Origin of the sequence: Alicyclobacillus sp. SP_1 (assembly GCF_024706985.1) — a bacterium.
GTDB lineage: Bacteria > Bacillota > Bacilli > Alicyclobacillales > Alicyclobacillaceae > Alicyclobacillus_I.
The window spans coordinates 24,014-38,000 of record NZ_JAMCCX010000016.1; the positions used below are offsets into that span (position 1 = coordinate 24,014).

Sequence of the window (13,987 nt, forward strand, 5' to 3'; positions counted from 1 at the left end):
CACAGATGGGAAAGAGACGAATTCTCGAGGGAAAACAGACCGCGATGTTGTTATGGAATCAACCCCGAAACAGACTCAACCGAGAAACGTTGTCAAGTCAAGGCCAGAGCATTTATAAAATGTATCGGACGTCTCCCTTGGTTTGAAGAAAATAGCGGATAAACGACTCTTTCATGAACTTGGCTGTCGATCCGGTGACGGGCACGCGACTACGCTGCCCACCCCATTCTGTATCCGCCTCAATGTACGCTGCATCCCTTCCGCCCATATCCATGACGCAGACGACCTCTGGATGAAACGACTTCCGATAGGTTGTAAGCCCGATATCATAGCACAGATTGTGCGCAACCACTTTTGCGCCGAGCATGGCGTTATGAGCCATCTTTGGGCCTTTCCAGTCAATGGCGTCCCCGACTGCGTAAATATTGGAGAAGAATCGAGAGCGAAGACCGTGATCGACCGCAATATACCCTTGCGCACCGCCCAAGCCGCTGTTCGCAATCCACTGCGGCGCCTCATAAGGTGGAAGTACCAATACAAAATCAGCCGGTATCTGGAGCCCGTTGTCAAACAGCGCAACATGATGTCTCAATTCCTGCAACTGGACGCCCGCGTGGGTGTGAATGCCTCTGTCCTTCATTTGGTTTTGAACGTACGCTTGAGCAGTGGGTCCGCCCGGTTGGAATATCTCAGATTTGTCGGTGAAGAAGTGTATCTCTGACCGAGACAGCACATGTCGTCGTTTCAAAGCGTGATGCAGTTTGAAGGTCATTTCAAATCCAGGACCCTCACAGGAATTCTCTAAGGCGCCAATCAGTAGGCGCCCTCCCTCCCAGCGGCGAATCGACTGCTGAAGATGAAGCAGTTGCTCAGGAGTTTTGACGGACTGCCCATAACGGTCAAAACCGGGAATTCTTTCAAACGCATAGCGAACACCCACGGCTAAAACCAGATAATCGTATGGATACACTCCACGCTCCGTGATGACTCTGCTCCCGTCTGCGTCGACGTGCGTGACACGGCCAAGGATGATTTGAGCTCGCGACCGATGAAACACCTCGCCTACGGACAGAGCAACATCTTCTAAACGCAATTCTCCCAATGCGATCATCGGATAGGCTGCTTTCATATAAAACGGCTTATTCTCAGTGATTAAAAGAATCTCATGGTGGCCTGGAAGTTTACGGAGCAGAGAGTGACATGCTACCATCCCGCCAAACCCGGCACCCACAAGAACGATTCTCGACATTCGCAGCACCTTCTGTCCCATTCTTGGGCATCCCCTGGTTGCACACAAGCTGCCCAGTAGCAGTCTATGCGTCTCAAGCTCACGCGTGCCACGCAGACGGAAGGGGCGAAAATTGTGCTCCCGTTGACGGGACAGACACCGCGCCGTCTGGACTCCTACCCCACATAAAGTAGGGCATGTCGCAGATGAGAGGAGTGACCTTAGATGGGAGAATGTTTTGGTGGTTACACGCGTTGGGCGGTAGTCTTCCTGATTATTTTTGTCCTCTTCATCCTGATTGTCCCGAATTATGGGGCTGCTGCGTATTGAGGAACGGCATACCAACGGGCGCGCCTTGGCGCGCCTCTGTCGCTGAGGGCGAGGGAGTATCTTTTCAGGAGCACTTTTGACTTATCAACCAGCGGGGATGGATGCGAAGTATGCTGCGCTAGTTTCTAAATCGCTGAAGCGGAAGAACTTGCGGACAGATGCTCACTCCACCAGATGGCCAGTTGGTTGTTGTTGAACGTGGCGATGGGAATGCGGTGCACGGTTGTCGGAGCACTTTCAAAAACCTCAAACGTGATGCCTCCGACATTCGTCACGTCGAACGGCGCGTGCCCCTGGTACGTGACAACGACCGAATCATTGGTCAATCCGCCGGCGCTCTCGCCGGTCCCTACGGGTGGCTGCAACTGGACTGCTGCGAGGAGTTTCTGCAGTGAAGGCAAATGGGTCGCTGCGAGCGCTTGTCCGCGATAGCTGGCACGGGCCAGATGCCCCTGCTGCATCTCGGCCTGTATCGTCTGGGCCACTTTGCTGAGATGGGGGCGAGAGGTGAAATGAACCGTCACAACCGCTACAACGACAACAAGTAGTGCGATGAACACCACCCAGCCAGTACGTCGCTTCATCACCTACTCCCCACCTCCTCTCGCCACACCGCGTTCGACACGCGTTATACCAATCCGCGTTGGACAATCTCCTGAACCACAAAAGAAGCCACATCCGGCGCCAACGTGCCGGGACCAAAACCTGCATCATAGCCGAGTTCGAGAGCCAATTCATGCGTGATGCGCGGGCCCCCCGCCACAAGCACCAGTTTGTCGCGCAACCCTTCTGCTTCGAGTAGGTCGACAAGAGCGCTGAGATTGTGGAGGTGAACATCCTTCTGAGTCACCACTTGGGAGACCAGCAACGCATCAGCTTTCAGCGCGATGGCTTGCTTCACCAACTCTTCATTCTCGACTTGGCTGCCGAGATTGATGGCGTTCATTTCTGGATATCGCTCCAGCCCATATTCGCCATTATAGCCCTTCATATTCATGATGGCATCAATGCCGACCGTGTGCGCATCGGTTCCTGTACAGGCACCAAGAATCGTCACTTTGCGGCCAATGTGTGTCCGAATGTACTCGTTCACCTCATAGAAACTGAGGACACTCGTCTCCACTTTGGGAACCTGAATGTGCGCATAGTCGACCGCATACTGGCAATTCCCGTAGAGCACAAAAAAAGTGAAGTTCTCGCCAATGTCTTCGTGGTGCACGACACTCGGATTGGCAAGTCCCATTTTTGCGGCCAATTGCCGAGCCGCTTCCACAGCCTCTGGACCATCCGAAACGGGCAGGCTGAAGCTGAGTTGAACTTTCCCATCGTCCATCGTGTCGCCGTACGGGCGCAGGTTGGTCAAATCCGCTTTGGCAATCCGGCTCTTGTACGACAAATCCGCCTGCTGCGAATTCAGGATTTGCTGCCGATTGGCTTCGTCCCTACCGCCCGGTAGACTCGTCTGTGACAGACTACTCATGCTTGCTTCACCCCCGTCGTCTGACTTGCCAAGTCCGCTTTGTTCGCGCCAGCGGCGGTGTCAGCTCCGGCCTCAGTCAGTCCAAGCTGCTCGCGCAGACTCTGTTCAAAGGGATTAAAATAGTGAGTCCCGCGGATAATCACGCCACCGAGTCCTTTCCCACCTGTCACAGACCGTTTTACATCGGCAAACAAGCCCGCTGCGAGCGACTCAAAGAGTCCGAGATGAACCATGTTCTCCAGGAGTTCCACCGATTCGTGCAGCACTTGATGTGCGCGTTGAACAATCCGTCCATTCTCGCGAAACTCCAGCTCTTCCCCGAGATGGCGCGCGTTGTTAAAAATGTACTTGGCGTTCTCAATCGCCAGATGGCGGTCGTAGATAAGTGGGGTGTGAATCTGCTCCGTCATCATTCCGAGCAGCTGAATGCCTTGATTCGTCATGATACCCACCATGTTGAACAAGGCGTCCTGAATGTGTCCGCGAAAGATATTTCCCGTCATGTGCTTTGTGGGCGGCATGTACTTGAGCGGAGCCTCCGGAAAGATTTCGCGCGCCATTTGGGCTTGCGCCAACTCGTAGAGAAATCCATCTTCAAGCATAGGGTTCATCTCAAACGCATGCCCGAGTCCCATCTGGGCTGGTGGCAGACCCGACTTCAGTGCCAACTGTTCGTTAATAAACTGCGAGGCAAGCACCGTATGAGCCGCTTCGACCGCATCTGCTGTGGTCAGATAGTTGTCTTCTCCCGTATTGATGATAACCCCTGCAAACGCGTTGATCATGCGCGAAAAAGACTGGTCAACCAGCGTCCGCTGCATGTTGATATCGCGAAAGAGAATGCCGTAGAGCGCGTCATTGAGCATGACATCGAGCCGCTCTAGCGCCCCCATGGCGGCAATTTCGGGCATGCAAAGCCCCGAGCAGTAGTTGCAGAGGCGAATGTAGCGCCCGACCTCTTCCCCCACTTCATCCAACGCTTCGCGCATGATGCGGAAGTTCTCTTGAGTGGCATACGTTCCACCAAAACCTTCCGTCGTTGCCCCATACGGCACGTAATCAATCAAACTCTGTCCAGTGCTGCGAATGACGGCAATGATGTCTGCACCCTGGCGCGCCGCCGCGCGCGCTTGAACCACGTCTTCGTAGATGTTGCCCGTGGCCACAATCACGTAGACGTAAGGCTTGGCACCTTCCCCGAGTCGCTCCAAGTAATCGTCGCGCTTCGCGCGGTTCGCCGCAATTCCGGCAAGCGCCGCCGTCGCCAAACGCTTGGCGTGCGCTTCAATCTCGGCGCGAGGGGGCATGTCGATGGCCGCGAGATCGACCTGACCAGCGGCAATCTGCATAGCCACGTCCATCACGGATTGGCCCGTGGACAGCACCGCCCCCACAAACGGATAGGTGATGCCGTTCGCGAGGAGATCCCGTTCGAGAGCGTGATCGACCACAACATTCGGAAGCGGCACATACTCCTCATTGACTCCGTCCACGCCAAACAGGCGCAGTACGGTGCGCTCGACGGCGACTGTGGTCCGCTGGCGGATATACTGGTCGACCTGGTCCGCGATGGTGCGGGCGGCAGTCCGGGCACGAGCAATCTCGTTTGGGTCCAAGTGTAATTTGTCAGTCATCTGTGCGTCCCTTCTTCCCCATTGGAATGACTGGAGAGGTACTCTTCGGTGTACTCCAAAATCACATCTGGCAATCCGAGCAGACGGGCGATGGGAACAGCCTCGGCACGCCACTCGCCCGGCTGGCTTCGTTTCAAACGGTAATCCATCCACTGTTCTAAGAGGGCCATTCGCGCCTCGTCCTCGGTCTCGGACAAAGCTGCTTGCTCGTTCCTCGCTGGCATCTCGTCTGTGCGAGCGCGCAATCCTTGGACGCGCCAATGGGCGATGTCTTCGCGCAAAGTGGGTTGTGCAAAGTGAGTGGCAAAGAGGACCATGCGCCCATCCTCGGCGGACTGCGCGGCGGACAACAAGCCCATGACCAGAGCTTCGCCTTCGCGCGGATTGGTGCTTCGCCCTGGTTCGTCGAATGCCATCAGTGCAGGCGCATAGCTTGTGGCATCGCGCCAGACCGCGCGCAGACGCACGATTTCCTGACCAAACGAGGACAGGCCGTGGCGGATATCCGTATCAGGCGGAGCCGCGAAACGAACGCAACCAAACAGCCGAGACGAAAACGCCTTCGCCGGAACGGGCAGAGCATACTGAAAAAAGATTTGTGCGAGCAACAGGACAGACATGGCAACGGTCTTTCCACCCATATTCGAGCCTGCAATGGCATGCACCCGGGCTCCATCGCTGTCGAAATCGATGGGCACAAAGCACTGCTTTTGCCGCTGTTGCCAGAAGCGCTGGCGAATCTGTGGATGGACGCCAGCAACCACGTGAAGGTCTGCTTCTCCCAGTTCCGGAACGCACCCGTCCCAGGCATGCAGAAGGACCACTTTTGATAGGCGTGCGTCCATTGCGGTCACTGCAAGGACCAGGCGCTGCCAAATCAGAAGGTCGCGGCGTAGCTGCGCTGCCAGTGCTTGCAAAAGTCGCTCTCCTTCGGCCTCCAGCTGCCCCTCATACGCCTCGAACCTGCGACTGACCTCCACGAGGTGTGGTCCAGGAATCGAATCGTAGCGGACCGCGACCGGCGTCTCGCTCTGTTTGACAAGGTCTGTCCGCACTTCCAGTTCCGGCACAACAGCCCGACCCTCCGGCAGAGAGAGCACTACTTCCCCGCTCGCCAGCATGCGCAGTGCCGGGTGAATGGCCGCGAATTTTTGAGACTCTGCCTGCAGCGCCTGCCACCTCGCTCGCCTCGCCTCGGCAAGTCGCTCGGCTGCTTGGCGATAGGCTGCGTCGGCAAGATGCGCCACAGAAAAACCAGGCTCCTCGGTCTCGCGAAATGGATGAAGAACGGCCGCGACATCATCCACTGAAATATCCCAGAGTGAACTATCGCAGAGGTTCTGCGACTGCTGCAGTCCGTGGCGCAAATGCAACGCGAACTGTTTGAGCAGAAGCGCTTCTTTACTGGAGACTGAGTTACATCCGGCTGCCAGGGAGCTTAGCACTGGATGAATGTCCACCAAGCCTGCCAACCACTCGCGATGTCTATCTGCAGTTGCCTCTGAGATGGACTGTGCATCGCGGCGCAGTTGGCCCAGTTCTGCCGTGAGATGCGCCTCCTGTCCCGGCAGATACGGACGCAAATGTTGTTTCCAGCGGTGTCCGTAAGCCGTGACTGGCTGTAGATTCTCCCACAGGTCCGGCAACTGAAGTGCCGCCACCGTCGCCGCATCCAAAAATGGCGCACCGTTCGAGTGTGTTCCAGCCGTATTCACAACGGATCATCCCTCCAGAGCATCGTACACAGCCACGTTCGGAAACGCGGCTGACATCTCCCGCAGCAACTCACCGCGGTCGAGCGCGTGCCCGAGAATGTGCACTGGATTGGCCGCGATGGCGAGAAGCGGAAGCGGCGTCCAGACCACCAAGGTGTGACCTTTTTGCCAGTAGCTGCTGAGTGCTTTTTCTTCGGCCAAGAGTTGGGCCGGATGCGCCACAACGACGGTGACTGGACGTTCACTGGAAACGGCCGCCTGAAGAAGGCGGTCTCCCACCGCGCCGGGCACATAGACGGCTGTCACTGCACTCCCATCCGCCTCATTCGCGGCAAACAGGCCATGCGCGAATTCGGCACTTTGTTCGCGCGGGAAGAGCCTTGTGACGCCTGAAGCATAGGCAATGCCGATGTGGTCGGAAGCGACCGCATCGGCAAAGAGAGCGCGCACCTCGGGAGATGCGGGCGGCAGCAGAAAGCGCTGACTGACGTAGGCTGCATGGCGGACAACCTCTGACACAGTGCGACCGGAGACCGCTCCAACCGCCAGCACCACCGCGTCCACCAGGCCAGGGGCAGCGGCGGCAACGCGATCGAACGCACCATCGACCAAGACATAGTCTGCGCCAAAGCGCCTCAGCGCCTCCATCACAGTAGCTACGTGCTGCCGACTGCGCACACCTGCGAGGAGGACGTTCGTGGACTCGGTGGCCCGCACCACGACCACTTCACCGAGCGGCGAGTGAATGCCCGTGGCAAAGAGCCACTCGAGTGGAGCAGAAGCGGCCGCAATGGCTCGTTCCGCCGTCGCCACAAGCGTGCCTGCAGCCACCTCGACGGGAGGTTTGGCGAGTCCGAGGATGGCGTCCAAACGCTCGCCGTCGAGGCCAATACTGCAGATGCCGACGGTCGGTCTCACAATGTCACTGGCGGATCCGCCACGAAAGGGTTGCACCGACGGCGACTCGAAACCGTGCGCCTGCGTTGACGTGGGCGACCGTTGCGACTCTGACGAGGCGGCAAACTCGCGGAGAAAAGCGTTCATCGCCGTCGTTTTCCCCGCATGCTTCGTGGCCCCGACAAACGCGATGCGGCGCAGACCGCGCTCTTCGCAAAGTGGAAGAAGTTTCATTGGACCACCGTCAGTGATGATTGCGCTCGGCTCGCTCCAAGCCTTTCGGCTCCAGGGACAGCTGAACGTCGTTCAGCAACCGAGCCACGCCAATCAACTCATCTTTGTCTTTCGAGTGGTCGTGAGTGCACGTAGGCGGGCAACCCGTATCTTCATAGACTGGCTCATGGTAGGTGGTGATAACGCCTTCAAAGTTGCGCAGAATAATTTTTCCATGACCTTGAGAGATGATGTACTGAGGCTGAACGGGAATCTTTCCGCCTCCACCCGGCGCATCAACCACGTACGTGGGAATGGCGTACCCAGACGTGTGTCCGCGCAACTGCTCCATAATCTCAATACCTTTGGCGACCGTCGTGCGGAAGTGAGCAATCCCTTCAGACAGGTCACACTGATAGAGATAGTAGGGACGAACGCGGATTTTCACGAGGTCGTGCAACAGTTGCTTCATCACGTGCACGCAGTCATTGACGCCGCGCATGAGTACCGACTGATTGCCAACCGGCACGCCAGCATCCGCCAGTTTCATGCAAGCCTCGGCAGCCTCGGGCGTGATTTCATCCGGATGATTGAAATGGGTGTTCACCCAAACCGGGTGGTATTTGCGCAAAATGTTACAGAGATTGTCGGTGATCCGCTGCGGAAACACGACCGGAGCGCGCGTACCAATGCGGATGATCTCCACATGAGGAATGTCCCGCAAGCTGGAAATGATGTACTCGAGAATGCGGTCATTGACGAGCAATCCGTCGCCGCCGGACAGAAGCACGTCACGCACGGTCGGGGTTTTGCGAATGTAGTCGAGCGCTGCATCCAACTGTGGCTTTGGCACGGCGTGGCCGACAGCACCGGAGAAACGGCGGCGTGTGCAATGACGGCAGTACATCGAGCATTGATTCGTGATGAGGAAGAGCACGCGGTCCGGGTAGCGGTGCGTGAGCCCAAGCACTGGTGCGTCGGTGTCTTCATCAAGCGGATCTTCCATATCCCACGGTGACCGTTGCATCTCATTGGACAGCGGCACGGCTTGAAGGCGGACCGGGCAATTTGGGTCGTCCGGGTCCATCATCATCGCGTAGTACGGGGTGATGCGGAGCGGAATGGACTCTTTCACATGCTTGACGCCTTCCATTTCGTCATCCGTCAGGTTCACGACTTTAGCAAGATCTTCCATCGTGTTGACAGTATGCGTCAGCTGCCATTTCCAGTCATTCCACTGCTCTTCCGTAACATCCTTCCAAAGCTCGACTTCCTTGTAGTGGCGCTGTTTTTTTCCATAGCGATACTTGGCTTCTGGCTCCATGATGCTCATGCGATAACCTCCCATAAATGTATGTTCTCATGATTGCGCGATGGCCTTTTGCAGTCTTGGGATGTCAAGCAAACTTCTGCCGGAACAACGCAAGCAATTTGGGTTCTTCTCGCAACAATTGAAGTGCATGGTCAGCGTGGCCCTTGCAATATCCATTGCCGATGACCATTTCAATGTCTTTGCCTACACCCTCCGCGCCGAGCGCAGCAGCCGTGAACGAGGTCGCCATCGAAAAGAAGTAGACTACGCCACGGTCGCGACAACAGAGAATGCATGCCATCTCGGTCTTGGGCACGTTGACGCAGTTGATGACCACGTGCGCCCCCTCTGCATGCGCTGGTCCGAGAGCCTCCCGAACAGCCTCGTACGCCGCTACCGGCTGCGTGGCATCCAGCGACAAAACCACGTCTGCCATGCCCAGTTCGCGCACTCGTTGGCACGCTTCTTCGCCATACTCCACAGCCACAATCCGTCCCGTCGGCGACGACCGCCTAGCTTGTGCAAGCACGGTCAGCCCCGACTTGCCACCCGCGCCGAAGAGGACTACCGACTGTCCGGGATGCACGAGCCGAGCGGTTTGCGCCGGAGCTCCACAGACGTCGAAGACGGCGAGCGCAATGTTCTCCTCAAGGTCAGTTGGCATTTTTGCAAAAATGCCACTTGCAAAGAGAATCGCCTGCCCTTTCACTCGCACTTGACCATTCTTGACGTCCACGTGCACAATTTCATCCAGCAGAAGGGGTGTGAGCGACAGCGAAACGAGCGTCGCCACGCGGTCTCCTACTTGCGCCTCGGTCTTCCCGACGAGGGCCGCGCCGACCTCTGCCACACGGCCAATCAACATTCCGCCCGATCCGGTGACTGGATTATGGTGCTTTCCACGCTCTGCGACAATCTCCAACATGCGCCGGGCAATCGCATCAGCAGCCTCCCCAACCTCTTCCTTTATCTGCCGAAACGAGGCCGAGTCGATATTGAGTGTCTCCACGTCCAGCAACAACTCTTCTGGGCCACAGACCATCGTATTGTCAATCTTCCAAGCGGACTGTGGCATAGCGCCCGCTGGTTCGAGAACGCGGCGAAGTCCGAACCCATCGGAATTGGATGAATGAACCAAATCAGCACCCCCTTTTGGCGGCAAACCTTTCAGAGCCACCGAAAGCGGCCTCTATTACGATATACAGCAATTTTCATGCCAACTTTTCAAGTGTTAGCTCGATGGCGTCTAGACAGGACAGTTACTGTAACCGTGTACGCCATGGCTCGCGGATAAATCCTCTACAATTTGCGACCGCTACTCCTCTGTCCGCCGCCTGTCCGTGTTTCTTTACGGGCCAGTCGATACTGCAATGTCTGACGCGGCAATCCCAGTCTGCGTGCGGCTAATTGAACGTTGTGGCCTGTCTTTTCAAGGGCTTTCTGCAAAATAGCTTGCTCGACCTTCTCGAGAACGTCCGGCAGCGTTGGACAGAGTGGGGCTCCAAGTTCCCCAGATGCGTCGCCTTCACGCCCGTCTTCCGGCAACCCTCTAGACAAAGCTGTCTCCTCGTGCTCTCCACTCTCTAAACGTGGATCGAGGTGACTCCACAGTTGTTGTAAGCCCGTTTTTTGTAGGAGTGCACTCCACACGGTCTCAACTTCATCCACCTCATGTGCCCACAATTGAGCATTCGCCGATTTTTCAGCACTTCGCATTGCCGAATTATCGGCAGAGCGTTGCTGCGTTTCTTGCCTTGTTGCCGCTTCCTGCAGCGAGCGCGGCAAGTCGGAAATCTGCAGCGTACCGCTCTCGAGGAGATTCAGTGCAGCCTCAATGCAATTTTCAAGCTCTCGAACATTTCCCGGCCACGGGTAGCGACGGAACAGGGAAAGCACCTGTGGGTGCACGCTCTCCACATGCGTTCCGAGTCGTTGATTCCATTTGTCGATAAAATGGTGAACTAAGAGGTCTATGTCTGCGCCGCGTTCGCGCAGCGGGGGTATGTCAATGCGCACCACGTTGAGGCGATAGTAGACGTCGGCACGGAGAGTGCCTGACGCTAGCGCGGCTTCCGGAGGGACATTCATGGCCGCGACGACACGTGCTCCAGTCTGTCGCAGTTTTGCTTCGCCAAGGCGCGTAAACTCCCCAGACTGGAGGACGCGCAGAAGTTTCGCCTGGACTTCAAGAGGAAGCGACTGAACCTCGTCTAAAAACAGAGTGCCTGTATCGGCAAGTTCAAACCACCCAGCGCGCGTCTCCGCACCAGTAAAAGAACCTTTGATGGTGCCAAACAGCAGTCCTTCCAAAATGGAGGCCGGCAATGCGGCGCAATTGATGGCCATGAACGGTCCAGCCTTGCGAGGACTGGCATTGTGAATGGACTGGACAAGCAACTCCTTACCCGTTCCCGTCTCTCCGTAGACCAAAATCGGCGAGTCCGTGCGCGCCGCGCGCCGCGCTCTCGCGATGGCACTTTGCATCCCGTCGCTACCGCTGACAATTTGTTCAAACGTACATGCGGCCACTGGCTGCGCCTTGTTTTTGCGCGCACCAACCATTCGCGTTTGAAGTTCGGACAGTTGGTCGGCCAATTCCTTCACGTGCGTAAAATCTTTGCTGATTTCGAGCGCACCGACGACTTTAGACTGCCTCCGAATAGGCAACGTCGTATTCACGGTGTGGACTTGCATGCCCTTGATGTTGGTGAACGTCTGGGCGCGGTGATGAATGGCCTGGCCGGTGAACAGAACCTGCAAGAGCGTACTCGTCTCTTCACCGAGTGATGGAAAAGCCTCAAGGACATGCCGACCAATGACGTCGCGCGGATCGACACCATCGAGCATACTGGCGGCACGGTTATAGACCACTGTAACCCCATGGGCGTCGACCACGTGAATCCCTTCGTCCATAGTGTCGAGGATGGCGGGAAACCACTCTGAAGGATTGGTCAGCATCCAGGACACCCCCCGCTCTTAGCACATCTTAGGTACTCTGACCGACAAAGTTGCCAAACATCACAATCACCAGAACCTCTTGCTGAACCTCTTCGAAGTCCGCGTTCAGCCACAGCCGATAGGAGAGAGCCAATCGTCCTCCCTCTTGGTTGACCTCTGCCTCAAAAGATTTCGTCTGCACGCGAACCCCAAACACCAGCCCATGGGCATGCATCGTGGAGGCCGTCTCGTGACCGGGACGAAAGGCGCAATTCCATGTGACTTCTCCATGGCGAACGAGGGTCAATTCTTGGCGGTCAACACAAAGCGTGGTGAACGTGCCACCCTCCGCTTCTTCATAGCGCAAATAGTGCCGACCCTGTTTGACTGTCCAGGTAGCAGCTTCCACGCAGTCGACGTTGTGCTGCACAGTTCGGCTGTCCGTAAACTCGCGCCGCTCCCATCGAAGCGGCACACGCTTTGCATCCGTCACGGTCGCACACAAGCCAAAAGCGCCTCGCGCACCAATTTGGCGGCAAGAATTTGCGTCTGCTCACTGGAATCCATAGGCGGAGCCACTTCCATCAAGTCAAAGCCGACCACGCGCAACTTGGAGAGCAGCGAAAACACTTGAAATGCCTCGCGCGGTGCAATGCCTCCATGTTCCGCCGTTCCAGTTCCTGGTGCATAAGCGGGATCGAACACATCAATATCCCACGTGACGTAAACCGGATGGTCGGCGAGTTCCTGAAGAACGGTGGACATTGGCTCGTACACGTCAAACGGAAAGAAATGTGTGTGCTGGCGAGCAAATTCGAACTCGGCACGAGTGCCTGAGCGAATGCCAAACTGGTAAACGCGGTCCGGACCGATGAGGTCGCAGACCTTTTTCAAGACGGTTGCGTGCGAGTAGGACTCCCCTTCGTAGTCATCGCGAAGGTCTGTGTGCGCGTCCAGATGAATGACGCGCAGGTCTGGATACGCCTCTGCCGCAGCGCGGATGCAACCCCATGTGGCGAGGTGCTCACCGCCCAACCCGAGCGGAAACTTGCCTGCGGCATACACTTCGCGCACGTAGTGGTAAATCACATCCACACTTTTCGGTGCATTTCCGAATGGGAGCGCAATGTCTCCTGCGTCGTAATACTCGATGTCCGCCAAATCGCGGTCCAGATATGGACTGTACTCTTCGAGACCAAGCGATACTTCGCGAATGCGCGCCGGGCCGAGACGCGTGCCGCTTCGAAAGGAAACCGTCCAATCCATCGGCATGCCGTAGAGGACGGCTTTGGCTTTGCGAATATCTTGGGTCGATCCGATGAATACATTCCCGCTATAGGCGGGCTCACACGGATGTTGGAGGTTTCTCGATGTCATTGTCCACTCACCAACTTCGCAACGAACGGCGGAAGTGCGAAAGCCGCTTTGTGTACCTCTGTCGTATAGTATTTCGTGTCTTCTACTCGGCAGGCAACGGGCTCCAATGGATTGTAGCGCTTGCTGCCCATGGTGAAGCTCCACATCCCCGTCGGATACGTGGGCACAAAGGCGAGATAAAGGTGCGTATGCGGAAAGATAGAGCGGACGTCCTGGTGGACGTTTCGAATCAAATCGGCGTTGGCAAACGGAGACTCTGTCTGCGCCACAAACAGCCCATCCGGTTTAAGCGCGTTGTATACCGCTTGATAGAAGTCTCTGGCAAAGAGACCGACGGCTGGGCCAATTGGGTCGGTTGAGTCAATATAGATGACGTCATATTCTCCAGGATGTTCTTGTACATGTCGAATTCCATCGGCAACCTGAACATCAACGCGTGGGTCAGACAGTCCCTTGGAAATGGCCGGAAAGTACTCTTTAGAGATGTCGATGACGCGACCATCGATTTCTGCTAAGACCGCCTTTTCGACCGACGGGTGACGAATAATTTCACGAATGACTCCGCCATCACCACCACCAACCACCAGCACTTTTTTTGGATTAGGATGGGTATGTAAACCCACGTGTGCGAGCATTTCGTGATATACAAACTCGTCTTTGTCCGTCGTCATGACACAACCATCGAGAACGAGCATGCGTCCGTATTGGGCTGTCTCGACGACATCGAGCCCTTGAAAATCGGTCTCCTCACTATGTATGGTCTCTGTCACCCGAAGTCCCAGGGACATATCCGCACTCTGCCTCTCCGTAAACCACAAGTCCATCTTCGCCAATGTGTGTGCACTCCTCTCCTGCGACCGTATT

General features: G+C 56.4%; 12 protein-coding genes. All 12 read right to left on the reverse strand.

The features are described from left to right. Positions 1 to 112: 112 nt before the first annotated feature. Entirely contained in the window at positions 113 to 1,249 is a 1,137-nt protein-coding gene (locus tag M4I36_RS04100; protein ID WP_258110425.1) for an NAD(P)/FAD-dependent oxidoreductase, read from the reverse strand. 434 nt (positions 1,250 to 1,683) lie between these two features. Beyond that, complete coding sequence (locus M4I36_RS04105; RefSeq protein WP_258110426.1) at positions 1,684 to 2,145, reverse strand: hypothetical protein; 462 nt, start codon at positions 2,143 to 2,145, stop codon at positions 1,684 to 1,686. Positions 2,146 to 2,186: 41 nt separating this feature from the next. Then, positions 2,187 to 3,038, reverse strand: a complete 852-nt coding sequence (gene kamE / locus M4I36_RS04110) for a lysine 5,6-aminomutase subunit beta (protein WP_258110427.1) — start codon at positions 3,036 to 3,038, stop codon at positions 2,187 to 2,189. Next, positions 3,035 to 4,672, reverse strand: coding sequence for a lysine 5,6-aminomutase subunit alpha (gene kamD, locus M4I36_RS04115; protein ID WP_258110428.1), 1,638 nt, complete (start codon positions 4,670 to 4,672; stop codon positions 3,035 to 3,037). The genes kamE and kamD overlap by 4 nt, the downstream gene beginning before the upstream one ends. After that, on the reverse strand, positions 4,669 to 6,387 hold the full coding sequence (locus M4I36_RS04120; protein WP_258110429.1) for a MutS-related protein: 1,719 nt from the start codon (positions 6,385 to 6,387) through the stop codon (positions 4,669 to 4,671). Before M4I36_RS04120 ends, kamD begins: the two co-directional genes overlap by 4 nt. Before the next feature lie 6 nt (positions 6,388 to 6,393). Then, a complete protein-coding gene (gene kamB / locus M4I36_RS04125; RefSeq protein ID WP_258110430.1) occupies positions 6,394 to 7,518 on the reverse strand; it encodes a lysine 5,6-aminomutase reactivase subunit KamB in 1,125 nt (374 codons plus the stop codon). Between the two features lie 10 nt (positions 7,519 to 7,528). Then, positions 7,529 to 8,821, reverse strand: coding sequence for a lysine 2,3-aminomutase (kamA, locus tag M4I36_RS04130; protein ID WP_374985427.1), 1,293 nt, complete (start codon positions 8,819 to 8,821; stop codon positions 7,529 to 7,531). 73 nt (positions 8,822 to 8,894) lie between these two features. Continuing rightward, on the reverse strand, positions 8,895 to 9,986 hold the full coding sequence (gene kdd / locus M4I36_RS04135) for an L-erythro-3,5-diaminohexanoate dehydrogenase (protein WP_258110432.1): 1,092 nt from the start codon (positions 9,984 to 9,986) through the stop codon (positions 8,895 to 8,897). A 122-nt stretch (positions 9,987 to 10,108) separates the two neighbouring features. Further along, positions 10,109 to 11,767 carry a sigma-54 interaction domain-containing protein gene (locus M4I36_RS04140; protein ID WP_258110433.1) on the reverse strand — a complete coding sequence of 553 codons (1,659 nt, stop codon included), beginning with the start codon at positions 11,765 to 11,767 and terminating at the stop codon, positions 10,109 to 10,111. 28 nt (positions 11,768 to 11,795) lie between these two features. Beyond that, the gene (locus M4I36_RS04145) at positions 11,796 to 12,251 is read right to left on the reverse strand and encodes a DUF1934 domain-containing protein (RefSeq protein WP_258110434.1); all 456 of its coding nucleotides are present in this window, start codon (positions 12,249 to 12,251) and stop codon (positions 11,796 to 11,798) included. Beyond that, positions 12,236 to 13,123, reverse strand: a complete 888-nt coding sequence (speB, locus tag M4I36_RS04150) for an agmatinase (protein WP_258110435.1) — start codon at positions 13,121 to 13,123, stop codon at positions 12,236 to 12,238. The genes M4I36_RS04145 and speB overlap by 16 nt, the downstream gene beginning before the upstream one ends. Beyond that, entirely contained in the window at positions 13,120 to 13,947 is an 828-nt protein-coding gene (speE, locus tag M4I36_RS04155; protein ID WP_258110466.1) for a polyamine aminopropyltransferase, read from the reverse strand. Before speE ends, speB begins: the two co-directional genes overlap by 4 nt. Between the last annotated feature and the right edge of the window lie 40 nt (positions 13,948 to 13,987).